This is a genomic window from Paenibacillus sp. JNU01 (genome assembly GCF_059130585.1).
The window spans coordinates 889,900-913,481 of the sequence record NZ_CP169723.1 but is presented as its reverse complement, the minus strand read 5'-3'; the positions used below and the strand labels follow the sequence as shown (position 1 = coordinate 913,481).

The window sequence follows — 23,582 nt, the reverse complement described above, 5'->3', positions numbered from 1 at the left end:
GCGTGTATGTTCTTGTGTCTTACAAAATAGCACTGCCGAATCGTTGCTTGGCTGCGTCCTTTTCGGTCGAAGTACGATCGTGCTAGATGCTTAGCTGTCGTGTTCGGGATGGGTATGCCCGGGACAGCTCTAACATCACCACCTAGCAAACGTTATTCAAAAAAAGTTTCCCGCGAGAAATTCACTGCTGCACTTTCTCATCGTTTTAAGTACTACCCTTGAAAACTGGATACGAAACAAATCTGTATTTTAGCCCCTGCTTTATTCTTCCAGGTGAATTTGGATAATCCCAGGACCGATTAGTACCTGTTAATTTCATGCATTGTTACTTCTACCTCTGGCCTGTCATCCTCGACTCCCTGCTATGCTCCCGGAGTCAAACAGTTGATTCTCTTCATGCCGTTACCGGTGATGCTATGAAGGGTTCACAAAGTTAAATCACTGTTTTTTCTTCTATGACCATGATGCCGACAGAGCTGAAGTCAATGAACTTCTTTTCGTCCGGTTGAACTTTTTGCAGGTAGTTGTCCGATGTAAAGAACGCGTCATGTTCGGTCCAACTGTCGAACCAGATTTCAGTAAGCCCATCATACGCTGGTTGCGGATAGCCCTCGGCGGCAACCGGGTGAGACACCACATATTTCCGGACACATAGAGTCTTTATTCTGCACACAAGTCTATTTCTTGAAATTAAATTGTATGCAATATATACTGAACTGCCATTTTCACTGGCAGTTCCTTTTGTCTAATTTTAGTTTGAACAAACTCCCTCGAAACTTTGCCTTGTTGCTCGATATTCATTTCGAAGAAGCCTCTGTACTGTATCGGTGGCTTCTTCATCTTTTGGTTTAATTGTACAGATTCGTCTATATACTTCTCAACAATGAAGCTGTCTCAAAGAGAGTTTTGTTAAGTTCCTTTCCATTTGTTGCATTAACGTTCTTAGAATCAAACGGTCTTCCTCAGAAATAGACTGAAGCAATTGGTTTTGCTGTTCCCTCCATTTTTCATCAACTGGTATTTCTAGTTCTTTTCCTTTTTCGGTTAGATATAGTTACTACAGAATTGCTTGTTACTCGGTGTGTATCCATCCGGCGTAACCTATTGAATCGGGTCGGTGGTTTCAATGAACGGTTTGTACTCTATGGGCTTGAAGACTGGGATCTGGGTTACAGGCTGCATCGTTTGAAAGTGCCCTTCTACTGTATGAAAGAGGTCGTAGGTTATCATCAGGAACATCCCACTCATTTCCGAGGGGAAGTGCTCAATACAGAGAATCTAAAAATCATGCTCGAAACCTATGGATTCAATGATTCCGCACTCAATTTATTCTACGTTGTACCACCATCAGCTGACCTCGAAACCTACAAAAAAACGCTGCGAATCTTGCGCAGAGGCTTCCGGTCCAGAACAACACGTTCTTCCGCACGATTGTTAAAAAAAACATTACGGATTGCCGCCAAACACTTCATGCTGCAAACAGATGTGGAAGCATATAAAAAATCTCTCGCAAGAATACAGAGAAAAGCAAAAGGCAGAAAAAGTCGGGTGGCTCGCGTTTTACAGGATATGGCGCAGAGGTCTGAAAAACTGGTGGAGTAGTTAGCTGTATCAATAACTTCGCCCATACTACTCCTGCTCCAATTGCATTCACTTTTTTTATACAACAAAAAGCCCCTATCTACATCTTTAACCTGCGCTTCCTTTGTGATATCTCAGGGATTTTATTTTAAGATTTACTAGTCCAATACCAATGATAATCAGAACAAGTCCCACCACCATCTTCGTAGTAATCGTTTCTCCCAAAAAGATAACACTGATCACTATTGCAATGAGTGGAACCAGAAAATTGTATGATCCGATTTTCCCAGCTTCACCCGATCTGACAAGCAAAAAGAAAACGAGCCAGGTTAGGGCCGTACAGAAGATCGCAATAATCGATAACGTCGTGATGAATTGCTGATTCCATATGATATCAGTCCAGGTTTCAACGGTTGTCCCTGCACTTAACAAAACAATTCCACCAAAGATCATCTGAAGAGTAGTCAACCAGATTGCATCGACTTTAGTAGATGTTTTCTTCATATAAATCGTACCGAATGTCCAAGTAATGGTGCTGGCTAAACCAAGTATGATACCCAGGATGGAAATTTGGCTAGAGCCATCATTTATGCTAATCACAGCAACCCCTATGAAGCCTAGAATAAGACCAACGATTTTGAAACTGTTCATGGATTCACCTAACCACAACCATGCTCCGATTCCAAGTAAAACGGGTTGCATAAATACGATCGTCGAAAATAAACCAGCAGGCATCAAATTTAGTCCAAACGTTTGGAAACCAAAAAAGAGAATAATATTTAACAATGCGGAGATCAGGTAAATATGCCAAGTATCTTTCAAATTAATGTATTTATAACGTGGTAAAGCGAACAGAAGCAAAATAAAACCACCAATCGTGATCCTCAAACCGGCGAAGAGCAATGGTGTTGCAAATTCGAGCGCATATTTAGATAGCGGCCAATTCACCCCCCACATCGCTACTAAAAACGTTAAAAGCAAAAAAGTATGTGTCTTTGAAAGCTGCATGAATGATCAGGCTCCTTTGTATAATGATGTTTACTTATGGTACAATGCTCTGAAAAATAAATAAAATGCATTATTATTATTAAGGAGATATCAAATTTGTTATGAATATTTCTCAATTTAACTTGTTTGTGAAGATCATTGAGACCGGTAGCTTTACCAAAGCTGGAGAACTACTGCATATGTCGCAGCCTGCTGTAAGCCGTGCCATCTCTACACTCGAATCAGAGTTAGGAGTTACTCTCCTGATACGGGAACGAAGAAATGGGGTTATTCACCTTACCGATATTGGTACGCGTCTGCTTGTCATGTTCAGAGAGATTTTAAATGGAGTTAATAGGGTTGAGCAGGAGGTTACTGCTGAAAAAGGGTTTGAAGTTGGCACCATTCGTGTTGGTGTATTCCCAATGGTGTCCGCGCACTTCTTGCCAAAAATAATGCGAATTATTGGGGAGAAACATCCGGGGATGGCATTCGAACTGTTTGAAGGAACCATCGAAGAGATTAAACATGGGCTAGAATCCAGAATAATCGATGTCGGATGGATTATTCCGCCATGTAATGAACTCGAAACGATTCCTTTCTTTCGTGATGAATTATGTCTGGTTCATCGGGATGACCATCCATTGCAAAGTCGTGAAACCATTCATATCACAGATTTAGATAATGAGCCTATGATTGTGTGTCAAGGTGGTTTTGTAACGCCGATTATTGAGATATTCAAAGAATTCGGAACCACTTTGTACGCCAAATATAATGGCCACAACATAAACACGGCATTGAGTATGATTCAAGAAGGGCTTGGCGTCTCAATTGTTTCAAGAACTTCTTTGTCACTATCGTCAATACCGCCCAATGTGCGCATCCGGACAATTAATCCGCAACCCGTTAGAGAGATTCACCTAGCTGTTCCTTCGTTGAAGGAGTCATCGCACGGGGTGAAGCTCTTCCTTCGGACCGCTAGAGAGTTGTATTTATCTGAGAGTTGATCCACTAGTGTATAATATTTGCGTATTATAGACATTCTCAAAACATCCCATCAATCACACCCCTTCATTTCGATTCCTACACCTGTTTACTATTTACTCAGCTTCAACATGTAACTTCCCTAAAAAATGATAAAAAAAACGAAAAACGCCCCTTTGGGGGGCGTCTCTGGAAAGCGAACTCAAATATGAAGTTAAATTTAACCATCATAAATTGGTTACCACCAGAACTTTGTGATAAAGATATCTACCGCTAATTCTTATGTTAATCCTAAATTTTAATACTAGTTCGTTCAGTTTGAGATTCCAGAACATTATATAGAGCCAAGCTTATAATTTATTTTATCCAGGTTTATCTTCATAAAAGGATCTACACTTAAAAAGGGTTTACTGGACAGAAGGCTTGGATTCTTCCGGTTCATCTTTTAGATCGGCAACCTTTATCACCGGGTATGTTTGTACCGCACGGTCCAAAGTCTGCTTCTCCATCAGTTTTCCATCCAAAACAACTGCGGATACGCTTGTCGTGTTTCGAATGTCCTCCAGCGGGTTCTTGTCGAGCAGCACGAGATCGGCGAGCTTTCCTTTTTCTACAGTGCCCAGTTCCTGCTCTCTCTCCAAATATCGCGCCGGATTCAGCGTTGCCGCCTGTAAAGCCTGTAGCGGGGTGAGGCCGCTCTTAACTAGCAACTCCAGCTCATCATGCAGAGAAATACCGTATATGAAGTTAGTCATTTCGAAACTGGAATCACTACCTGCAAGCATAGGCACGCCGGCATCATTCAATTTTTTGACCATGCCTGGCGTTAGGGAATTGATGGCCTCCATTAATTCCGTTTGTTCGGGAGGAGTGGCACGAATCACTTCAGCCCATTGCTTCTGCACGGCCGTCGGTACGTATTTGGACCGCTGATCGATTTCGGTTTTGGCCATATTCAAATAGGTAACAACGGTCGGTACAGGCCAGACTCCCTTTTCTTTAAATTTGCGAAAAAGCTTGTTGGCCTTAACAGAATCATAGGATTCAGACGCCTCGATCTCCGCCAACGAATAACCGAGTAAATCGCTCATGTCGGCATTCTTGAAAATATCGTCTTCAATGCTTGAAGTGGCAATAAACAAACCGTGCAGATGTTCTATGCTCTTGAATCCTAGTTGAATGGCTTCAGTGGCCCGTACCTCAACCGGCAAATGGCCCACTACCGGCAAACCGTACTTTTGGGCTTCATCTATGACCGCCAGAAACAGAGGGCGAGGCAACCAGGAGTATACCTTGATATGATCCGCTCCATGTGCAACGTTAAGACGTACGGCTTCCCGTGCCTGTTCCTCTGTGTTTAAATAAAACATGTGAGGAGCCTCATCAGCCGGACCTCCATTTAAAGTAGACCCCGCGTAGACAAGACGTGGGGCAGGCATACCGGCACGTATACTTGTTTTCCATATATCGACGTTCTTCAAAGATGCTCCCATCTCTCGTATCCCGGTCACTCCGTTTGCAAGAAACAGCGGGAAAGCGGTTTTATAGTTATCTTCCACATGGACATGCATATCCCACAAACCAGGAATGACATATTGGCCTGTAGCATCCCGTACTTGCGCATAATCTGGAGTAGCCGTTTGCTTGCTGTTTCCAATATAACTGATCTTGTTATCCTTTATGATAATGGTTTGATCATTGCTTAACTTTCCAGATCTTACATCCACGATCGTTGCATGCTCAAGCACCAGCGTCTGCTTAGTCACAGGCTCAATGCTTGCATATCCAGTATCTGTACCTCCCGTTAATGCAATCAATAATGCCAAGATCCCTAACAGGGACTTTCTGAAGCTGCGTATTTCTTTCTTTAAACTCATCCTTATCCTCCTCGTAAAATAAATCATATCAACCGATATAATTTGATTATAGAGTTCGGATCCTGCTTTTTTATTAATTCATTCTTACAAAAAGCTTACACTCTTGCACGAAGCTTAAGGGTTTTGTAAGAATCGAGTAATAAAAATGAAGGCTTTCCCCTTTATAATATAGATAAAATGACTGCAAGGGACTGTACATAGAGGAGAGCAAAAGTAATGACATTTATTGTACGTAGAATTAACGTCACCAGAGAACTGCGGAAGGGGGATGGAGTCGTTGCTTAAACTGATCTCGATGGAACTAAAGAAGTACCGGTTCGCCCGTTATATCGGCTATGCCGCCATGGCTAACCTGGCGATCCTTCTGTTCCTTACGATGATAGGTATTACCGATTATGGGGCACAGGATTACGCTTTTGCCACTTACTCGGAGTCGTTCATGCTAATCGATACTTTTGTCAGGGCAACCTTCATGATATTTGCTGGGGCGCTGCTCTCAACTATGATTGTTGGGGAATACAGAAACAAAACGCTCGGCGTGCTCTTCACATATCCGATCAAACGCCGCAAGTTTATCGCTGCCAAATTGGTCATCATCTTCGTCTTTACATCCGGAATGATCCTGCTCACCGACGTGCTTATGGGTTCCGTTATGTTTGCCCTGGATGGCTTCTATCCCTTCATTTCGGATTCGCTGACGATGGAACAAGTTGGGGTGCTATTGCTTGAGTACATCTTTAGCTCGCTGTCTGCTGCCGCAATGTCCCTTATTCCTTTGTTATTCGGGATGCACAAAAATTCGGTTACGGCCACTATGGTTACCTCCATCCTGCTAACGATCATCGTATGCTCCGGAGTTAATGGACCGCTGGTATCCATTAACTCCTTCATTGCGATCCATTTGTCGCTTGGAGCCGCCGGATTGTTGATTGCCTTACTATCAATGCTTCGTCTTGAGATGAAGGACGTGTAATGATTTGATGTTTATTTAATATGATATCTCGGAAACGTTATACGAATTTCATTCGGATCTACAATACATGTCGATATGGTATTAATACATATTAATTTATGCAACAAATTGATGAGTTGAAAACAACATGAAAAACTCCAGCCATTCGTGCCGTTTATTTACTCAATAGAGACCACCACTTCTACTTAGATGTTTTCTAATCGGAAATGGGAACATGTTCTTGTCCTTTTCGGCAAAGGAACCAAGTTCTTGTCCTCCGCTTGGGACATTAACTTGGTTCCTTAAATCAAAAAAGCCGCTAAAATAGCGACTTTGAATGGAACAATGTTCTTGTCCCTCGAAATATGTCTAATATAACTATCCCAATTGATTTTGATCAGCTCGGATATGTTCTTCTCATCTTCACAATAAGAATATTAATCATGTTACAGTTCACGTTTATCCAAATCCCTTTATAGTAAAAGGCGGCCGGACCCGTGTTCCTTTTCCCCAACTTCAGCTTGGTCGGGTGTGTCATTTGCAGTTGCTTAACAAGCATTATAGTATTACACATGACTGAATTCTTGCAACCAACCGTGCTTAGTGAACAACTCCCAAGCCCGCGATGGGGTGAAATTATTATATGCGTTAACGCAACAATCTAACGAGACCTTTCCACATCTTGAAGTTTTGGAACCTGATTGACAAATTTCCCGTTAAAAAATGATCAAACCCAGCATATATCATGTCATCGTCCAACATTAACGATCTTCCTGATCCATGTAGGCTCACTCGTCGCCGCCCGCACAAGGCAGTCGGCACTGTCTGCAAAGGGCAGCGCCTGGAGTGGAGCGATACGAGCTAATGGACCTGCTGTATATTTTAGAGTGCCCTCCGCGTATTTAAGCACTGACGCTCGTACAATGACCCAGTCCAGGTCACTCCGTATTACCGCATGCTCGGCAATCCCCTTATCCTCAATCGCCTTCCAAAAGATGCGGCGCATCATGCCTACCATCCACCGATTAACGGTGGAAAGTTCTTTTCCATCGCTTAAATTAATGCCGCTCTGCATGACTAGGCGCTTAACTCCAGCACGCTGACAGGCCGCAAGAATATTCGGGATTCCTTCCGACATGACGGTACCCGGTGAGAAGTTTGCAGCCATGACATTCTTTGCTGCCATAATATTATTCATATCCGGTGAGAGGTTACTCGGCGGGCCTATGCAACTGATTACGGCCTCAGTACCGGCAATGGCTTTGGCTATACTCGACGCGTCGAATACATCCCCCAGCCGGGTACTGAGCCGCTTTGCGGGAGCGATGACTTCCGGCCGGCGAGCCACGGCTACAACCTCATGTCCCTGCTCAAGTGCCCGCTCCGTCACTTTCCTTCCAGTTCCCCCTGTGGCTCCAATAATCGCAATTTTCATGGAAATGTTCTCCTTCGATTGGTGATCATGATTAACTCCATCCCCGTATATTCATAAAATGCACATTAGTATATTAAGGAACGACTATGTATAATTATATACAGAAATAAACAGTCTACAATTCTTAAAAAGACAGGTTCCGTGCATTAGTTCACAGATCCTTTGAAATTGTGAATTTATTATTAGGAAAGCTGGTGATCCTCAAGTGTTAAAGATGGATCGAAGGATCCGCAAATCCCAAGAAGCAATAAAAAAGGCTGTTATTGAACTGATGATTGAAAAAGAATTTGATCAAATTACGATACAAGATATCTCCGACAGAGCGGATGTTAGCCGAAGAACTATCTATCTTCACTACACGGACAAATTTGACCTTCTGGATAAGCTCATCGAGGAACACATTGACAATATACGGGAACTCTGCGATTCGTCAGACGATGATACAGATTATAGAGATGCGGTATTGCTATGGTTCGAGTATTTCGAGGGTCATTCATTATTCTTCTCCGCATTGCTAGCGAGTAAAGGGAGCCCATTTTTCCGCAATCGATTCCTTGAGTTTTTCCTCCAAGAATTAGAGAAAGAGAACAACAGTAAGCCCGAAAGGAGCAATCAAGGATTAACTGACGGTGCGAATGTTGACATCCAGTTTTTGGGGGCTGCTATCGTAGGGGTAGTGGAATGGTGGTTTAAGAATGGAAAGCCTCTCCATCCTTCCTTAATGGCGTGCCGGTTGGGGGGATTGCTTGAACGGAATCTCGAATTTCTGGAACACAACAAGCATCAGATAGCCCCTGCCCAGTAGTACAGGCAATGGCTGGTAAGATGCTATATGTTCATTATCGCCCATTTTCTCCCCCCAGGAATAGCCTTCGTTTCATTTTATCATTGTGTTAATCTGCCCGTTAGCGTAACGAGAAGCAGCCGGTCCAAAGGCCGGCTACTTCTGTCTGTATTGAGCTATCGTTTCCCGTTAGTTGAATGAATATTTTACTTATATAACTTCCAATCCCCTCTCCTCTAGAAATAATTAAAAGTGGGGCTCGAATATGAATACGTTCTTATTTATGTTGCATTAAGAATGAATTGTCCTTCTTCAGCTCTAATCTCAAATAAGTATTCTGTATCATTAATCAGGCCATCTAAATGCTTGCTGGTCCCAGGAGATACTTGGAATTCCTCAGTAACAATACCTCCTTTTGCATCTTTAACTCTCAATAACACGTTTCGGTCACTATTTGCTCATTAATGATGGCCTTGTGATGACCATGAAAAGGCGGACTCATTATGCCGGCACATTCTTCATTAGATGTTCAGGTTTAAATGTCGAAGCTTCCTATCACTATCATTACCGGTTAGTTCATAGACAATGCTCGCCTCTAGAGATCGTCCCTCGATCAAGGTCGGGCATCCTCTACTTCATTTTGATGTTAGTCGGCGCTATCACGGTATTCCCCATCGCTCATCAGTCGGTAAGCTATATCATTAGTACAGCAACGATCTTTCTTTTGCTTGCCCGGTTACAGTGTCGGGCGTATTTCAAGCTTTGGGCGAACCGGTAAGTACCTTTAAACCATCTTCCTCTGCCTGACCGCGTTTCTGTTGATGTTGCGAACTGTTACCAAAATCCTGACCCGTGTTCCAGATGGAAACCCCATCGTCGCTGAACTGAATTCACCAATTCTTCTTGGTTCTCAAGCCACTCTTCTAATCATTCTCACCATTGGTTCTGCTTTCTATAATATTCTTTACGACGTTCCAGACTACCTCCAGAATATTATGAAACAAGTAGGCATGGATCTAACCGAATGTAACGCTATGAACAGCTGGGTCTTGCCCATTCCTTCCACTTTCATGATCGACGAATCTGGAATTATCCGTTCCGCTCATGTGAATCCTGACTTTATGCAGCTAACGTTTCTTCATTAGTTGAACAGTGATTGCTGAAACAGCCGTTTTTAGTTGCTCAACTAACGGGCAGTTTACGACAAAACACAGTGTGTACAACATAATGCATACACTAGCCCTCAATAGCGTGGTTTCACTTAGGCCGCATCTTTTACATTTATCCCCTTTATAACGATAATAAATATATTTTACCCGGGTAATATTGACTTCTTATTTTTACCCGGGTAAAATAACAATAGTATTTAAAGGAGGTTGTACATAGAATGAGAGATGATCAAACGAGCGTTTACTGCACGGCATTTTTGGGTGTGAAAGTCGTCGCCAGCGGTACGTTACAGCACGTTGTTTCCACAGTGAAGGATGCTCTGGGTGACAGAGACCTAACACAGCTGTTTATTTTTGACGATACCACGGGGAAACAGATAGATGTTGATTTTCGTGGGGAGATCAATGACGTACTTTTACGATTAAGAGAACAGTTTGGCGACTTGTCCAGAACCGAATTAAATAACCAACCTACACGGCGAGTCGGTCGGCCTAAACTGGGGGTTGTATCCGGTGAGGTTACGTTATTGCCACGGGATTGGGAATGGCTAAAGAGTCAACCTGGAGGAGCATCGGTAACATTACGAAGACTCGTTGGTGAGGCGCGCCGTGCTGGAGGTAAACAGAGTAAGATTCGAGAGTCACAAGAAGCAACGTATAACTTTATGACAGCTATGGCTGGGAACTTTCATCAATATGAAGAAGCTCTGCGCGCACTGTATGCTTATGATCTCGATCGTTTTTATCACTTCATCGATGACTGGGCACCTGATATCAGAAACCATATCAAAAAATTAGCTTCTAATGTATTCCCTGAAGGGGACTTATAAAAGAAAGTATGTGTAGACGTTTAACATTTAACTTGGAACAAAAAGGAGTTTCACTATGACAGAGTTTAAACCTATTCGCTATATCGAGCACACCCTCCCATTTCTCCGTGAAAGCGGAGGTGAGATCATGTTTCTTGGCGATGGCGGGGAGTTTCTTATCAGACCCGAAAGAGTACATGGCCGGTATCGGGCATCGCACTACAGCAATTGAAGAATCATGCCTACTACCTATGACAGAACTTCTGATATCAAAATTAAGGAGGAGAACATTATAATGAACATCCTGAAAGTCAACTACATCGATTTGGCCTATGACAGTTTCGGTAACGAAAATGACGAGGCTATTATCCTAATCGCCGGGCTTGGAACCCAGATGATCCGATGGTCAGATTCGTTTTGTCGTTTATTAGCAGCGAAGGGCTTTCGTGTAATCCGTTTTGATAATCGCGACGTCGGTTGCTCGACGCACTTTAGCCATTATCCGACACTGGATTTCAACGCACTTGCGACTACTCTCATGTCGGGACAGCGGCCAGATATCCCCTATACTCTCGATGACATGTCCAAAGACACTATCGGAATGCTCGACGCCCTATCCATTGATCGAGCTCATTTCGTTGGCAGGTCAATGGGCGGAATGATCGCCCAGATTATAGCCAGTGATTACCCTGAACGGGTTTTATCACTCACATCCATTATGTCCAGTACTGGTAATCCCGCACTTCCGCAAACTTCCCCAGAAGTTATGGCGATGATGACTAAACCGGCGCCGAACCCATTTGAGGATGAAGCAGGATTCTTGGCGCAAAAGCTCTCCTTTTCCAAACTCATCGCCGGCACCGGCTATCCGTTTGAAGAGGATTCTTATCGGGCGCTCATTCTCGAGGAAATCCAACGAGATTACGATCCAGGCAGTGTCGGACGACAAATTGCTGCTATGGCTGTCGCCGGTGACCGTCGTCCGCGGCTTGCGACCATAAAAGTACCCGTACTTGTCATTCATGGGGTGGATGATCCCCTGTTTCACCCAGCATGTGGCAGAGACACGGCTTCTGCCATCCCGGGCGCCGAGCTAATGTTGGTTGACGGCATGGGACATGATTTGCCACACCAACTGTACAAAGTAATCGCCGATGGCATAGAGCGAACGGCTCGTCGTGATTGACACGTCTTCCTTTTCTTTTGGTTTAATTAACCTGCCCGTTAGCTTAACAAAAGCAGCCGATCACGATGATCAGCTGCTTTAATAGTATTATTGAGCTAGTATTCAGTCTACAATGGCTACCAATGGGCAACATTGGACTTATAGGGTTCCAACGTTATTGTTTTTCAAGTCCAATTGTTAAAGCAACATCACATTTCTCTAACCAACACCAATATTTCTTACCTATGATAGGACGGTTTGCTTTAACTGAATAACTGAACTTCTTAGTTCTTTCTCTTGTTCTAGGTAAGCACACAACGCTTGAATAACCGACCTCTTTGGATTAGTCTGAGAAATTTCGCTATTCAACAATTGAAAAATCTCATGCAATTCCTTACGGCGTTCAATCCCCCCTTTCCAGACCTCAATGATAGCAATCACTCTGCTGAGCAACTCTTCGGTGATCCGTTTTTTTTCTCCATTCCAGTCATTTGAGCCTGAATGAATAAATGTATCATATGCGCTTTTCCCGAGCAGCCCATTCGAACCTAACTTGGACATGTGGTTGACTAAAGCTTCCATTTTATCAACGATAAACCAAGCTGTATCCTCAATGGATAATAGATTCTCTTCGGAGATGACGCGCTGTAGATAATCTTTAATAAAAGACCGGTAAATAAAGATCAAATCCCAGAGAAACGGCTTAATTCTAGGGCCGTAGACTTCTAAAAGCCATGATCTGTGCCACTCCATCATTCGCTCGCGAACGTGATTCCTCAATTTGCGGAATGTTTCGTACTGCGTAATTGGTAGATCAATGAAATCCACCATAATATGACGATATTCCATGAAATACTGAAAGCGAAATACAATCTGATCCACTAGTCTCTCCTGGGGGCTTCCCTTTCCGATATCTTTCAAACGTTCAGCCCGATCAAAATAAGCCATTTGGCAATGATCGAAAACCTCACACAACAAATCCTCTTTAGAAGGGAAATATTTGTAAACGGAGCCCTTTGCTATGGAACAGTCCTGGGCGATTTCCTGAATGGATGTTCCCAGGTAACCTTTTTCTTTAAACATTTTAGAAGCCGAATAAATGATATCTTGCTTCGTTACGCTCATGCTCAGACATCCCCTCTTGACAACTTTGAACCAATAGTACAAAATTGTGAACACTAAGTCAATGAACAAAAGTTCAATTTTATGAACTTACTATTAAGGATGAACAAATTGAAATTGGAGTGTGACTAACATGAAAGAGCATTTATATCAATTTTCTAAAACGGCTTTAATCGTAATCGACTTGCAGAAATGGATCGGAAACCAGTATGCCCCTCATTCAGCAGAACAAGTTGTCGAACGTGCCGCTGCCATGGTCCAAACTTTCCGTGAGGTTGGTGCCTTCGTTGGACTCGTACGTGTTTCTTCGAAAGATTTCAAAGATATGCCCCATCCGGTGCTGGATCAAGAAACTCCAGCGATCAATCTGGTACCTGGATGGGATGAAATTGTGCCTGAAATTGGAGTCACTACTAACGACCATCTCATTACTAAGCGTCAGTGGGGTGCATTTTACGGGACGGATCTGGATCAGCAGTTACGCCGGAGAGGCATCACTACGATCATACTCTGCGGAATTGCTTCAGGGATTGGGGTTGATACAACTGCGCGAGAAGCATTTGCTCATGGGTATCAGGTGATTTTTGCAATAGACGCAATGACCGGATTCAGCGAGGCAGAACATGAGCACGTAAGCAAAGTCATCTTTCCACGTATCGGCCGAATCCGCACTACCGACGAGATTCTCGCTTGTGCAGCGCTTCAATCATAGATCCACATAAAAGAACTTAATAGATTAGAAGTCCGATAACAAGCACGTATCGGGAATGATACCATGTTAATTTTTACGAAACCATTCTTTCTAAATTAAAGCAAAGGCACGCAACCAGGTATCTTTGCTTTGCATTACTTTTCTAATCTGTTGGCAGGTACAAGATCTTCTCCTTGGCTCGGGACAAGATCTTGTACCGATAAATTAAAAAAGCCGCTAAAATAGCGACTTTCAATGGGCATATGTTCTTGTCCCCCGACAGTTTATCAGTTCCAGAAATACTGCATCTTCTTATACCCGACATCCCATACTTTCAAGTCGCCCTTAATAGTAAGCTTCAGCTCGTTTCCCGGCTCAAGTGGAATCTCGAATAACGACGGGAACAGATCAGGATCAGTACGCTGAAGTTCTCCAGAACTGCTCAAGATCTCCCGGCCATCCAGGGTCATGCTGATGCTTCCGGAATAATTCGTTGGTTCCGGGATTCCGTAATCGAAGGAGAAAATCGTCTGCCCCTCAGACTTATACGTAAACGTTCTGGAATCTCCACCTTCAGCGCCATACATGTTTGAATCGGGCTTCACCTTCTGTCCGTTGATTAGGATGCTGTCCGGCTTGTCTCCGGCGGATGAATGGCCCGAAGTATCCGTCCATTCGTTAATCGCCGTAAAAGGGCCCTCTACTTTTGTTGTTATTTTGTCTACCGCCGCCCCTACTCCCCATAAAGCTATAAAAAGAACCATACCCGATATAGCCGTTGCGACCAGATTGCGCCCGAGGCTGCGGTAACGGAAACCAAGCTTGTATGCCCCAAAACCGAGGACTGCTCCAATAGAATTTTGAAGAGCATCGTTGATATCGAAACTACCCAGGAATGTAAGGGCCTGGATCGTCTCCAGCACAAGAATCGCTATGAAGAATAGGGTGATGAACCGGACGAAGCTGACCCGGTACAGCCATGGAATCAATATACCGAAAGGAATAAACGCAATAGTGTTTCCGAAACCCACCATGCTCATTAGGCTGGGATGCAGAAGTTCGGATGGAGATGGCAAACTAATGAAGTTATCGGGCATAAAAATAAAGGTGTAGCCTGAAGTATGCTCTGAAGCCTCTCCTCTGCCGAAAGCGAAAAACATAAAATAAAGAACAAGCAATGTGTACAATACGGTTATAGTTATTAAAATCTTACGTTGATTGGCCATGGTTAACTCCCCCACTCTATTTTTCCATCTATTACTATAACTTACTTACCCATTTCATGCACTCCTTAGCTTAATTAGAATTGCCAACAGGGGTGAGAACGCCGCCTTGTGGTGTCCCTTCATCGGAGCGTCGCCTTACGTTCCCTCGTTCATAGTACACTTTTTGCTTGTGTTATCATTTAGGCAAAGATATTAGCCTAATCGGCAATCGGTACAAGTTCTTGTCCTTGGCTCGAGACAAGAACTTGTACCGATAAAACAAAAATAGCCGCTAATATAGCGAATTCAATAGGATCACTTTTGGAGTCTGCCCTGCACTTCACCTGAAGGATAAGAAAACTCTGCGATAAATACAGGTATACCCCCGTTATATTTCAGAATCATTATTTAGTGGCTGAACGTTATCATATACAAAAAAAGGTACCTCTGTGGAGAGGTACCTTTAGCAACGGATAAGCATTAAATCATGCTGCAGATTTCAAACACCATAAATAAATTTAGTTGTCATTGTATACAGCCTCCCTTTTTCGCAGTACCACTACGATATCTGTCTGAGGTACAAATAAATTATAATTCGTTACATGCACTTGTCTCGTTTCGGTTACGGATTCTATCTTTAATTCAGGAGGAAGACAGCGCTCAATATGAGTAATTAATGTTTCTTTGGTAAATCTCCAAATTACACCATCAATCGAAGAGTTCGCCATATAACCACCGTCTGTTACAGAACCTGAAAGAGACTTGAGAATAACCGGGTCCGCAATAATGATAGATCCACCGTCACGTAACAGTCTGCAGCTCTCTATGAAGGCTTTTTTGTGATAGCGAATGTGATGAAAGCTTCGTGCAAACAAAATCATATCGCAGCTATGATCAGGTAAAGAAGTTGGCTTATCAATGAAAGCATGGATATAAGAATTAAACCTTCCCCATTTCTTTCCAAGTTTTAGAGCATTTAAATTCGGATCCATGTTGAGAAAACGAACATCCTTCTGCTTGCGAAGATACTTGTTCAATAAACCTGTACCACAGCCCACCTGAAGAACATCGCCCTTTAAAGGGGGTAAAATTTTGTAGACATTACGAGGAATAGGGAAATTTTGAACGTACATGGCCAATTCGTAGAAAATCGGATAACGCTCTTGCAATCGAACCAATTTACTGGTATAGAAAGGTTTCCGCTTTTTGTGACGTTTAAAGTCCCATTTGTTCAAATAGTAGACAGGGGTTAACAGCAAGAACAGAATAATAAAGACACTTTGGACGCTATAAATTCCTAGTTTACTAAAACGATCATTGGAATTATGAGGCATCATTTGTTTAGAAGTATTCAAAAGCATCACTCCCCTCTCACAACGCTATGAATGGTGTAAAACCTGTTCTAACATAACGAACGAATCCAATTTAATGACTTACGAAGCGAAGGGAATCTGATCATGCACAATTCAATCGTATTTAGAGAAGAGTATTTTTTTGACTCCTTCTGCCCCGTCCATTTGAAGCTGACAAAAGAAGAGCCGTTTACGATGATGCATCACTATATTTTGTTGAAATCGCTTATGTATAGAAATCATTTTTTCGTGAAGGCCTCAATTGGACAATGTTTGTCAAGCAGCGTAATGAATTTCGCAATGTATTCGAACTAATGTTACATCAACAGGAGGCGGATACACCTCATCTGAGCATCGAAAAAGCCGCCCACAGGCGACCTTTTGAGCAAGAATACGATTTTCAACTTGAGGACGCTGGATTATATAGGTCTGCATCATGTTCGGAGATCCAATCAATTTGCTTGTATCCACGGCCAGCCATCGTTTGCTGTCGCACATCCAGAACCTCTAATTTCGGTGCCTGCCAAGGCGCTTTTTTCGTTTCCAGCGGTCGTCTCCTCCTTTCTACAAAACTGGAACCAAGATGCGAGCACCCTTACATTACTTGCGTGATACAACTTTCAAAGATACGAAATGTATCTTTATGGGGAATATAAGACACAATACGTATCTAAGTAAACAAATATTTCATCCCTTTCCTTCTATAAATATCTGCAAAATTCAATCCGATTGCTTACATCCTTACTAATAGATATATTACCCTTGCGAAGAAATGCCGCGCCTTCGTTCACTTTCGCTCGTTGTTGGACTTCCATCTTATCACCTGTTTCATCATAATATATACTACCCTTTAACAGCGCCTGCAGTCATACCGTCTATGAAGTATTTCTGGAAAGCAATGAACAGTATAAAAATTGGAATGATGGAGAAGAAAGAGCCCACGATCAATAGATCATAGTTATTGCCATAGGGAGTTAATAACGTTTTCAAACCGATTGGAAGTGTATACTTACTCTGATCTCCTAACACCATGAATGGCCACAACAGATTATTCCAGCTATTCATCCCATTCAGAATGGCCATTGCCGCAAAGGATGGCTTCATAATCGGCATAATTAGCCTGAAATAAATTGCATACTCGTTTGCCCCATCAACTCGCCCAGATTGAATAATCTCTTTGGGTATGCTTCTTAGATATTGCCTGAAGAAAAATATTGTCGCGGCATTGGCTATACCTGGCAAAATGATTGCCGAATAGCTATTCACCATTCCCAAATCATTAATTAGGCTATACAAAGGAACCAGCAGTATTTCAAAAGGCACCATCATAATGAGCAAAACACATATAAAGAGGAAGTTCTTGCCTTTAAAATCATATGCTGCAAAACCATAAGCAACAAATGCGCTTACAAAAAGTGTTAAAACCACTTGAAAAACTGTTAGAATCATACTATTCCAAAACCACACAAAATAATCATGTTCTCCAGTAAACAGAAAGATGAAATTATCAAAACTCATGATTTCAAAATCCAAACTTAGGTTAAGACCATATCTAACTAATGATTCACCTGGTTTAAAGGAAGATAGGGCCACTGCGTAGAATGGGATCATAATTATAACGAATAGTATAATGAATAAACCAATAATTACTATTCTAGAGATGAAATCACTCCTCGTCTGACTTCTGCCCACTTTAATCCTCCTCCTTTTTGAACATTCCACTAAATTTCAACTGTGTTAAATTGATAACCATCGCAATGACTAACAGAATGATACCAACGGCAGCTGCGTAACCCAGCTTATTCTGCTCAATCCCTTGTCTATACAGATATCCAACAATGGTTAAGCCAATATTTTGGGGTGATTTGTTACCGTTGAACATCATCAGACTCTCGGTAAACATGGCTAAACCAGCATAAACACTAATTGTGGTAACATATACCGTGGTCGGCTTCAATAATGGCATTGTGATCATTCTAAACTTTTGCCAAGCAGATGCACCGTCAATTGAAGCAGCCTCATAATATTCATTGTCAATGCTTTTCAAACCCGATAGATAATAAAGCATATTAACGCCTGTCCATCTCCAACATGCGAGGATTAACAGTGCTGCCATACTCCAATTTCCGTCTTTCAAAAATTTAATAGGTTCTACACCAAATAGACCCAGGAAACTGTTCATTAATGAACCTTCCATTTCACCGAATGTCAGGCGGAAAATGGTACCCGCAACTGCGACAGATGTCAATGCAGGGAGAAAGAACGAAGATTTAAAAAACTCTCTTCCCATCATTAACTTACTGTTGATCATAACGGCGAATAACATGGGAAAGGGAATTAACAGCACTAAGGTTCCTAACATGTACACAACGCTATTTTTAATCGATATCAAAAACACTTTATCTGTAAGCAATTTCGAATAATTTGCTTCACCAATCCATTTAGGATCCTGCCCCAACATCCGATCTTGAAAACTCATTATGAATGAATTTACAAGCGGGAAAAACCAGAACATCAAAAATATGAGTATAAATGGCAATACAAAAACATAAGGTGCAACTTTTTGAGAGTATACAAATTTCTTTATCATATTCTCAATCTCCCTTGACTATGGTTAAACCTGCCGACCACTATACCTGCCAACAGGTTTAACCAAATCATTTACGTATTATATTTATTTCAATTCTTGTTCAATGGCTGCTTGTGCTTCATCCAACGCTTCTTTCACGTCTTGGCCATCTTCAAAGATCGCGTTCAAAGTAACCGTATTGAATATATTGCCGATGGTTGGTGAAGCTTTAACGGACTTTATCGCTTGAATTTCGTCCTTGATTTCATTCAAAGTATCAAATGCATTTGTTTTAAAGTATTGGACGTATTCATTTTCAGGATTTTTCGTTATGGCATCATCTTTCCATACTTCCATGTTGATTGGGTCAAATCCAAGTGTATTCCAAATTTCAGTCGTAGCTTCTTTCGAAAGCTTAGCAAAGGCTACAAATTCTTTTGCCAACTGAACGTCTTTACCATTTTTAGTAACAACTGTGCCAGTACCGCCTAAGCCAACGGAACGAGGGTTACCTTCTTCGAATACAGGCAATGGAGCTATTGCATACTTCCCTTTAAGGTCTTTCATTTCGTTTACAAAGCGGGACATGTACCACTCAGGCATTAATGCACTTGCGTAGTTGCCTTTGTTATATTCGCCTTTCGCTTCTTCTGTGTCGGGTTGTCCGCCAGGGATCGTATGAATAACATTGTTCTTCTGCAGATCGACTAACATTTCAAACGCTTTAATCATTTCAGGCGAATTCACTTTTGGATTACCATTTTCATCTGTAAAATCAGCATTTTGCTGAGCGAGTAGCAGCGATGCTTGGAACGAAGCTGACGTATCAGCAGTACCTAAGTACTTGCCAGTCTTTTCGTAAACCTGGATACCTGCTTGTTTGTAATCTTCCCACGTTATGATTTTCTTGTAGTCAACACCTGCTTGTTCGAGAATTTCAGTGTTGTAGAAAGCAAGCGTAGCCCCTACGTGATAATCAAAGCCATAAACCTGATCGTCTTTGGAGTAAATCTCGACACGTGAAGGAACAACAGCGTCTTTGTATGGTGCATATACATCATTCAAAGATTCCAGGGGAACGTTGTCACCTTCCAAGAATTTCGGGAATTTACCTAGCTCAATATCCGCGATATCAGGAGCACCTTTTCCACTTGTAACTGCCAGTAAGAGCTTGTTATGCATATCATCGTAAGGCATAACCGTTACATTTAACTTAATCTGTTTGTCTGGATTCTGTTGGTTCCATAACCCCAGCATTTTATCCAAATGCTTGCCGTGCAAATCTACAAATGTCCAAAATGATAATTCTGTTGCATTCTCACCGGCATTAGCGCCTAATTGACGTGTTTCCGTTTTTGAACCAGAAGGATTACCACATGCAGTAAAAACAAGTGACATAATAAGGAGTGTAACGATGGAGATTAAAGCACTGCGTTTTTTCATTTGTTCGTCATCCTCTCTTTTTGTTATGCATTTGAAAAGTCGGCTGACTAGTTAGTTCTGTTGATTTAAGCGGTTACAATCCATCTTGGCACCACCATCCTTAACATAATTCTAACCTTTCAAAGAAAAGACCCCTTCGCAACAATTTCTTAGACTCCGTACTGTAAGCGCTTAACATGCCGTATTATAATATATATGAAATAGGCTTTATATAACCATTTGATTATAAAATCATAAAGTTTATGGTGAGATGCTACTCTTTGAAAAAGCTTCGGCCAACGGTCCGCATTCCTTCTGAACAATAACTAATGGACGAATTCAGAGTAAGTAAAAAGACCCTTCCACCGAAGAGCTTTGTAGTCTCTGGAAGAGGAATTGCCTTTTCTATAGGAACAGCCACTTTTTCTGCGTTAGCAATTCAAATGCCCGTTAGCAGAACAAAAGCAGCTGATCACGTAGATCGGCTGCTTTTCTTGGTAATATTGAATTATTGTATCCCGTTACCTCAGCAGTGAGGAATCTTAGAGCTTAAAATGCCTCCAATTCCCTTCGGAAACCACTTCTACCGCTCCATCGATCACCTTAATGGCGGTCTGATCATCGATTGCATATGCCGGCCCTTGAATCTCTGCGACCCAGCTCTCAGCTGTAGCCATAGTGTTATCTGGCAGCATGACGTGATCAAGATGCGGAAAAATTGAAAAATCAACCAATCCCAATGTTTCATCGCCACCGGTAGGTGAAGTCCACCCCACAAAGTATTCCCCGATCTTAGGTGCCATCACCATACTGCCGGCGCTCATTCCCACATAAACGGCCTTCAGTGAAGGCAAGAGTTCTGCCAGTCCGGATTGTCGCATCCAATGGTATAGGAAGAGAGCGTCGCCACCCGATACCAGCAAGACGTCTGTTTCCCGGACCAGAGGCTCCCAGTGGTCTTTACTGATGCTTGGCAGTGCGGTGAGCTCCAGCACGCCTACAGACTTCCAGCCGAGGTCTACCATGGGATTCTCGGATTTCCCGCTGATAAACTCCCAAGTTTTGACGCCAGGGCCAACCCAGGGATGTCCGTACATCGCCGTGGGAATGCACAGGGCATTGGAGTCAGCAATCGGCTTGTCCAACATGCCAACTAACGCGTTCTGTATACTTTGATTATTAACACCTGCAGATGTCAGTAATAATTTCATACCCTCACTCCTAGTCATTTGACCTTAATAAAATCTGTTAGCTGAATAAAAGCAGATCATATTGATCAGCTGCTTCTTCGTATTATTGGACTATCGTTTCCCGTTAGTTTAACCTATGAATCTTACGGCTATGATCTTTAGCGTTATCTGGATCAAACTTTTTAGCGAATGCTACGTACAATACGACACCAATGTTTACAAAAAAGATGAGCCATCCAACTGACTTATATAGATAAGAGCTGAAAGTAACAAGCTAAAGCTACCGAAATGTTAAAAATATTGAATTATCCTGCCCATTAGCTTAATGATATTGCTTTAAACATAGTTAGATACTTATCTAATCGGTAATCAGTTCAAGTTCTTGTCCTCAACAGCTAGTTCCAGTACCATTATTTCGTTTCATTAATACCTAACCACCCGTGTTTTACTTTACATTGTGTCCCATAACAATGTGAATACTTTTATGTATTATGGTACTTAATGAGGTTTTGGTGCATGAGCTCATAGTTAGATATACGCCTAATCGGCAATCGGACTAAGTTCTTGTCCTTGGCTCGGGACAAGAACTTGTACCGATAACAAGAAAAAGCCGCTAAATTAGCGACTTCAATGGGACCATGTTCTTGTCCCTCGACAAATAATTGAGTGATACAACTCGTTGAACAGCAATATTAAAATTCAGTCATTATTATTGTATTTAATGCATTTTTTAGTGCTAATTTATCATTATCAGTCATGTTTAGAAGCACCTTTTGATTCAACTTAATAGTTGCTGCTTCAACACCATTTCTGATTTCTAAAGATTTTTGAGTGGCTATCACGAAGACATTTCTACGATTTTTTGGATCTGCAGAACGTTCGATTAATTCTGCCTTGTGCATTTTATCCAATACCCCCGAGACAGTTGAAGCTTCTAAAAATAACATTTCTCCAATTTGTTTTGGGGTTAATTGCCCTTCTCTCCATAAAACATTTAACACGCCATATTGAGACGGTGTTATTCCATATTCTTCTAAAAGCTTGCTGAAATATTTAAAAACTTTGTTCTGACTAACACTTAATAGAAAGTTCATGCAATCATTTAGTTCCATAGTCCCTGTCCCACTCTCCCCCATCTTGACAATACCTATTATACCATGTTAGATTCTGTTATAAAACATTTCTGTCACAGAAATATTTTATAACAGAACTAAGGGGGATTTTATGGATAACTTCAAGGCAATCGTCGTAAATGAAGATAACGGTCAAGTAAGTTACAGTTTGGAAATTGTTAATTTGGATAGTCTCTCCTATGGGGAGATTTTAATTAAGGTATCTTACTCTTCAATAAACTTTAAGGATATGTTGGCTGTTCAAAAAAATGGTGGTGTTATAAGAGATTACCCTATGATTCCAGGAATTGATTTGAGTGGAACGATTGTTCACACAGCAGATAGTCGTTACCATGTGGGACAGGAAGTCATTGTTACAGGATTTGCTGTTGGTATGAGTCATACAGGAGGATTTGCGGAATATGCAAGGGTCCCTGCAGCTTGGATTGTTCCTATGCCAGAAAACTTCTCCCCCAAAGAGGCTATGATTTTTGGAACCGCAGGGTTTACGGCTGCTCTTTCTATAATGGCTTTAGAGAAAAACGGTATGGACATAAATAAAAATCCTAAAATCCTAGTCACCGGTGCAACTGGTGGAGTAGGTAGTATTGCTTTACAAATTTTATCTAAAATCGGTTACAAAAATATTTCTGCCTTAATTAGAAAAGAACATCAATTAGAGGTGGCAAGATCTTTAGGTGCTACAGATGTCGTTTACGCAGAAACATTAGGTGAGCAAATTAAGCCACTAAATAAGCAAAAGTTTGACTTTGTTTTAGATACTGTAGGTGGAGATATTGCTTCCATATTAATTCCCCAAATTTTTTATGGTGGTAGTATGAGTATGTGTGGGAATGCGGGCGGCATAAAACTAACCTCGACCGTACTGCCGTTTATACTTAGAGGAATCAGCCTCTTGGGCATTGATTCTGTAAATGTACCTATTGAAAACCGCGGATATATATGGGGTAAATTAGCAAATGAATGGAATATCTGTCAAAGTACTCTCGTGAAAGAAATTACACTTGAAGAACTATCTCAAACGATTGAAGCTATAAAACACGGAAACCATTTAGGAAGAACAATTATAAAATACGCATAGCTAGAGGTATTTATCAGATGAAAGTACTTTTTATTCTTATAAATTACCCCTCCATCACATTCAAGTAGTTGACT

The 23,582-nt window shown here is 41.8% G+C and carries 21 protein-coding genes; 8 read left to right on the top strand and 13 right to left on the bottom strand.

Annotation, left to right across the window (positions count from 1 at the left end; all coding sequences use genetic code 11):
* Positions 1 to 433: 433 nt before the first annotated feature.
* Positions 434 to 673, bottom strand: a complete 240-nt coding sequence (locus NLBNIHML_RS03655) for an EthD domain-containing protein (protein WP_339255608.1) — start codon at positions 671 to 673, stop codon at positions 434 to 436.
* 431 nt (positions 674 to 1,104) lie between these two features.
* Here NLBNIHML_RS03655 and NLBNIHML_RS03650 point away from each other — a divergent pair, with 431 nt between their 5' ends.
* On the top strand, positions 1,105 to 1,602 hold the full coding sequence (locus tag NLBNIHML_RS03650; RefSeq protein WP_494353808.1) for a glycosyltransferase family 2 protein: 498 nt from the start codon (positions 1,105 to 1,107) through the stop codon (positions 1,600 to 1,602).
* Between the two features lie 87 nt (positions 1,603 to 1,689).
* Here the strand turns inward: NLBNIHML_RS03650 and NLBNIHML_RS03645 are convergent, their stop codons facing one another.
* Positions 1,690 to 2,589: a DMT family transporter gene (locus NLBNIHML_RS03645; protein ID WP_494353807.1), complete on the bottom strand. Its 900-nt coding sequence runs from the start codon at positions 2,587 to 2,589 to the stop codon at positions 1,690 to 1,692.
* 101 nt (positions 2,590 to 2,690) lie between these two features.
* Here NLBNIHML_RS03645 and NLBNIHML_RS03640 point away from each other — a divergent pair, with 101 nt between their 5' ends.
* On the top strand, positions 2,691 to 3,575 hold the full coding sequence (locus NLBNIHML_RS03640; RefSeq protein ID WP_494353806.1) for a LysR family transcriptional regulator: 885 nt from the start codon (positions 2,691 to 2,693) through the stop codon (positions 3,573 to 3,575).
* Between the two features lie 384 nt (positions 3,576 to 3,959).
* On the opposite strand, the gene NLBNIHML_RS03635 is transcribed toward NLBNIHML_RS03640, so the two are convergent.
* Entirely contained in the window at positions 3,960 to 5,429 is a 1,470-nt protein-coding gene (locus NLBNIHML_RS03635) for an amidohydrolase family protein (protein ID WP_494353805.1), read from the bottom strand.
* Between the two features lie 277 nt (positions 5,430 to 5,706).
* On the opposite strand from NLBNIHML_RS03635, the gene NLBNIHML_RS03630 reads away from it, so the two are divergent.
* A complete protein-coding gene (locus NLBNIHML_RS03630) occupies positions 5,707 to 6,402 on the top strand; it encodes an ABC transporter permease (protein WP_494353804.1) in 696 nt (231 codons plus the stop codon).
* A 727-nt stretch (positions 6,403 to 7,129) separates the two neighbouring features.
* Here the strand turns inward: NLBNIHML_RS03630 and NLBNIHML_RS03625 are convergent.
* Positions 7,130 to 7,816 (bottom strand): NAD(P)-dependent oxidoreductase, encoded by a 687-nt coding sequence (locus tag NLBNIHML_RS03625; protein ID WP_494353803.1) that lies wholly within the window; start codon positions 7,814 to 7,816, stop codon positions 7,130 to 7,132.
* A 205-nt stretch (positions 7,817 to 8,021) separates the two neighbouring features.
* On the opposite strand from NLBNIHML_RS03625, the gene NLBNIHML_RS03620 reads away from it, so the two are divergent.
* The 3 genes from NLBNIHML_RS03620 to NLBNIHML_RS03610 all read left to right on the top strand — a co-directional run bounded on the left by NLBNIHML_RS03620 (position 8,022) and on the right by NLBNIHML_RS03610 (position 11,764).
* The gene (locus NLBNIHML_RS03620; RefSeq protein WP_494353802.1) at positions 8,022 to 8,621 is read left to right on the top strand and encodes a TetR/AcrR family transcriptional regulator; all 600 of its coding nucleotides are present in this window, start codon (positions 8,022 to 8,024) and stop codon (positions 8,619 to 8,621) included.
* Between the two features lie 1,366 nt (positions 8,622 to 9,987).
* Positions 9,988 to 10,599, top strand: coding sequence for a DUF2239 family protein (locus tag NLBNIHML_RS03615; protein ID WP_494353801.1), 612 nt, complete (start codon positions 9,988 to 9,990; stop codon positions 10,597 to 10,599).
* Positions 10,600 to 10,873: 274 nt separating this feature from the next.
* Positions 10,874 to 11,764, top strand: coding sequence for an alpha/beta fold hydrolase (locus NLBNIHML_RS03610; RefSeq protein WP_339255590.1), 891 nt, complete (start codon positions 10,874 to 10,876; stop codon positions 11,762 to 11,764).
* Between the two features lie 222 nt (positions 11,765 to 11,986).
* Here the strand turns inward: NLBNIHML_RS03610 and NLBNIHML_RS03605 are convergent, their stop codons facing one another.
* A complete protein-coding gene (locus NLBNIHML_RS03605) occupies positions 11,987 to 12,868 on the bottom strand; it encodes a TetR/AcrR family transcriptional regulator (RefSeq protein WP_339255589.1) in 882 nt (293 codons plus the stop codon).
* A 130-nt stretch (positions 12,869 to 12,998) separates the two neighbouring features.
* On the opposite strand from NLBNIHML_RS03605, the gene NLBNIHML_RS03600 reads away from it, so the two are divergent.
* Positions 12,999 to 13,577, top strand: coding sequence for an isochorismatase family protein (locus NLBNIHML_RS03600; RefSeq protein WP_339255587.1), 579 nt, complete (start codon positions 12,999 to 13,001; stop codon positions 13,575 to 13,577).
* A gap of 266 nt (positions 13,578 to 13,843) precedes the next feature.
* Here NLBNIHML_RS03600 and NLBNIHML_RS03595 read toward each other — a convergent pair whose 3' ends face one another.
* The 8 genes from NLBNIHML_RS03595 to NLBNIHML_RS03560 all read right to left on the bottom strand — a co-directional run bounded on the left by NLBNIHML_RS03595 (position 13,844) and on the right by NLBNIHML_RS03560 (position 22,406).
* Entirely contained in the window at positions 13,844 to 14,782 is a 939-nt protein-coding gene (locus tag NLBNIHML_RS03595; RefSeq protein WP_494353800.1) for a VanZ family protein, read from the bottom strand.
* A 497-nt stretch (positions 14,783 to 15,279) separates the two neighbouring features.
* Complete coding sequence (locus NLBNIHML_RS03590; RefSeq protein WP_494353799.1) at positions 15,280 to 16,116, bottom strand: class I SAM-dependent methyltransferase; 837 nt, start codon at positions 16,114 to 16,116, stop codon at positions 15,280 to 15,282.
* A gap of 397 nt (positions 16,117 to 16,513) precedes the next feature.
* Positions 16,514 to 16,609, bottom strand: coding sequence for a hypothetical protein (locus NLBNIHML_RS03585; protein ID WP_494353798.1), 96 nt, complete (start codon positions 16,607 to 16,609; stop codon positions 16,514 to 16,516).
* Between the two features lie 347 nt (positions 16,610 to 16,956).
* Positions 16,957 to 17,775 carry a carbohydrate ABC transporter permease gene (locus NLBNIHML_RS03580; RefSeq protein ID WP_494354666.1) on the bottom strand — a complete coding sequence of 273 codons (819 nt, stop codon included), beginning with the start codon at positions 17,773 to 17,775 and terminating at the stop codon, positions 16,957 to 16,959.
* Positions 17,776 to 17,806: 31 nt separating this feature from the next.
* Positions 17,807 to 18,703 (bottom strand): carbohydrate ABC transporter permease, encoded by an 897-nt coding sequence (locus NLBNIHML_RS03575; RefSeq protein WP_472477818.1) that lies wholly within the window; start codon positions 18,701 to 18,703, stop codon positions 17,807 to 17,809.
* Positions 18,704 to 18,787: 84 nt separating this feature from the next.
* Positions 18,788 to 20,125 (bottom strand): ABC transporter substrate-binding protein, encoded by a 1,338-nt coding sequence (locus tag NLBNIHML_RS03570; RefSeq protein WP_494353797.1) that lies wholly within the window; start codon positions 20,123 to 20,125, stop codon positions 18,788 to 18,790.
* 521 nt (positions 20,126 to 20,646) lie between these two features.
* A complete protein-coding gene (locus tag NLBNIHML_RS03565) occupies positions 20,647 to 21,315 on the bottom strand; it encodes a Type 1 glutamine amidotransferase-like domain-containing protein (protein WP_339255578.1) in 669 nt (222 codons plus the stop codon).
* Between the two features lie 671 nt (positions 21,316 to 21,986).
* Complete coding sequence (locus tag NLBNIHML_RS03560; protein WP_105598965.1) at positions 21,987 to 22,406, bottom strand: MarR family winged helix-turn-helix transcriptional regulator; 420 nt, start codon at positions 22,404 to 22,406, stop codon at positions 21,987 to 21,989.
* Positions 22,407 to 22,518: 112 nt separating this feature from the next.
* Here NLBNIHML_RS03560 and NLBNIHML_RS03555 point away from each other — a divergent pair, with 112 nt between their 5' ends.
* The gene (locus NLBNIHML_RS03555) at positions 22,519 to 23,508 is read left to right on the top strand and encodes a YhdH/YhfP family quinone oxidoreductase (RefSeq protein ID WP_339255576.1); all 990 of its coding nucleotides are present in this window, start codon (positions 22,519 to 22,521) and stop codon (positions 23,506 to 23,508) included.
* Positions 23,509 to 23,582: the final 74 nt, after the last annotated feature.

What these genes read in the sequence shown, in the direction of transcription:
- NLBNIHML_RS03645 (WP_494353807.1), bottom strand. Translation starts at nt 2,589, where the DNA reads ATGCAGCTTTCAAAGACACATACTTTTTTGCTTTTAACGTTTTTAGTA.
- NLBNIHML_RS03640 (WP_494353806.1), top strand. Translation starts at nt 2,691, where the DNA reads ATGAATATTTCTCAATTTAACTTGTTTGTGAAGATCATTGAGACCGGT.
- NLBNIHML_RS03635 (WP_494353805.1), bottom strand. Translation starts at nt 5,429, where the DNA reads ATGAGTTTAAAGAAAGAAATACGCAGCTTCAGAAAGTCCCTGTTAGGG.
- NLBNIHML_RS03625 (WP_494353803.1), bottom strand. Translation starts at nt 7,816, where the DNA reads ATGAAAATTGCGATTATTGGAGCCACAGGGGGAACTGGAAGGAAAGTG.
- NLBNIHML_RS03615 (WP_494353801.1), top strand. Translation starts at nt 9,988, where the DNA reads ATGAGAGATGATCAAACGAGCGTTTACTGCACGGCATTTTTGGGTGTG.
- NLBNIHML_RS03610 (WP_339255590.1), top strand. Translation starts at nt 10,874, where the DNA reads ATGAACATCCTGAAAGTCAACTACATCGATTTGGCCTATGACAGTTTC.
- NLBNIHML_RS03605 (WP_339255589.1), bottom strand. Translation starts at nt 12,868, where the DNA reads ATGAGCGTAACGAAGCAAGATATCATTTATTCGGCTTCTAAAATGTTT.
- NLBNIHML_RS03600 (WP_339255587.1), top strand. Translation starts at nt 12,999, where the DNA reads ATGAAAGAGCATTTATATCAATTTTCTAAAACGGCTTTAATCGTAATC.
- NLBNIHML_RS03595 (WP_494353800.1), bottom strand. Translation starts at nt 14,782, where the DNA reads ATGGCCAATCAACGTAAGATTTTAATAACTATAACCGTATTGTACACA.
- NLBNIHML_RS03575 (WP_472477818.1), bottom strand. Translation starts at nt 18,703, where the DNA reads ATGATAAAGAAATTTGTATACTCTCAAAAAGTTGCACCTTATGTTTTT.
- NLBNIHML_RS03570 (WP_494353797.1), bottom strand. Translation starts at nt 20,125, where the DNA reads ATGAAAAAACGCAGTGCTTTAATCTCCATCGTTACACTCCTTATTATG.
- NLBNIHML_RS03565 (WP_339255578.1), bottom strand. Translation starts at nt 21,315, where the DNA reads ATGAAATTATTACTGACATCTGCAGGTGTTAATAATCAAAGTATACAG.
- NLBNIHML_RS03560 (WP_105598965.1), bottom strand. Translation starts at nt 22,406, where the DNA reads ATGGAACTAAATGATTGCATGAACTTTCTATTAAGTGTTAGTCAGAAC.
- NLBNIHML_RS03555 (WP_339255576.1), top strand. Translation starts at nt 22,519, where the DNA reads ATGGATAACTTCAAGGCAATCGTCGTAAATGAAGATAACGGTCAAGTA.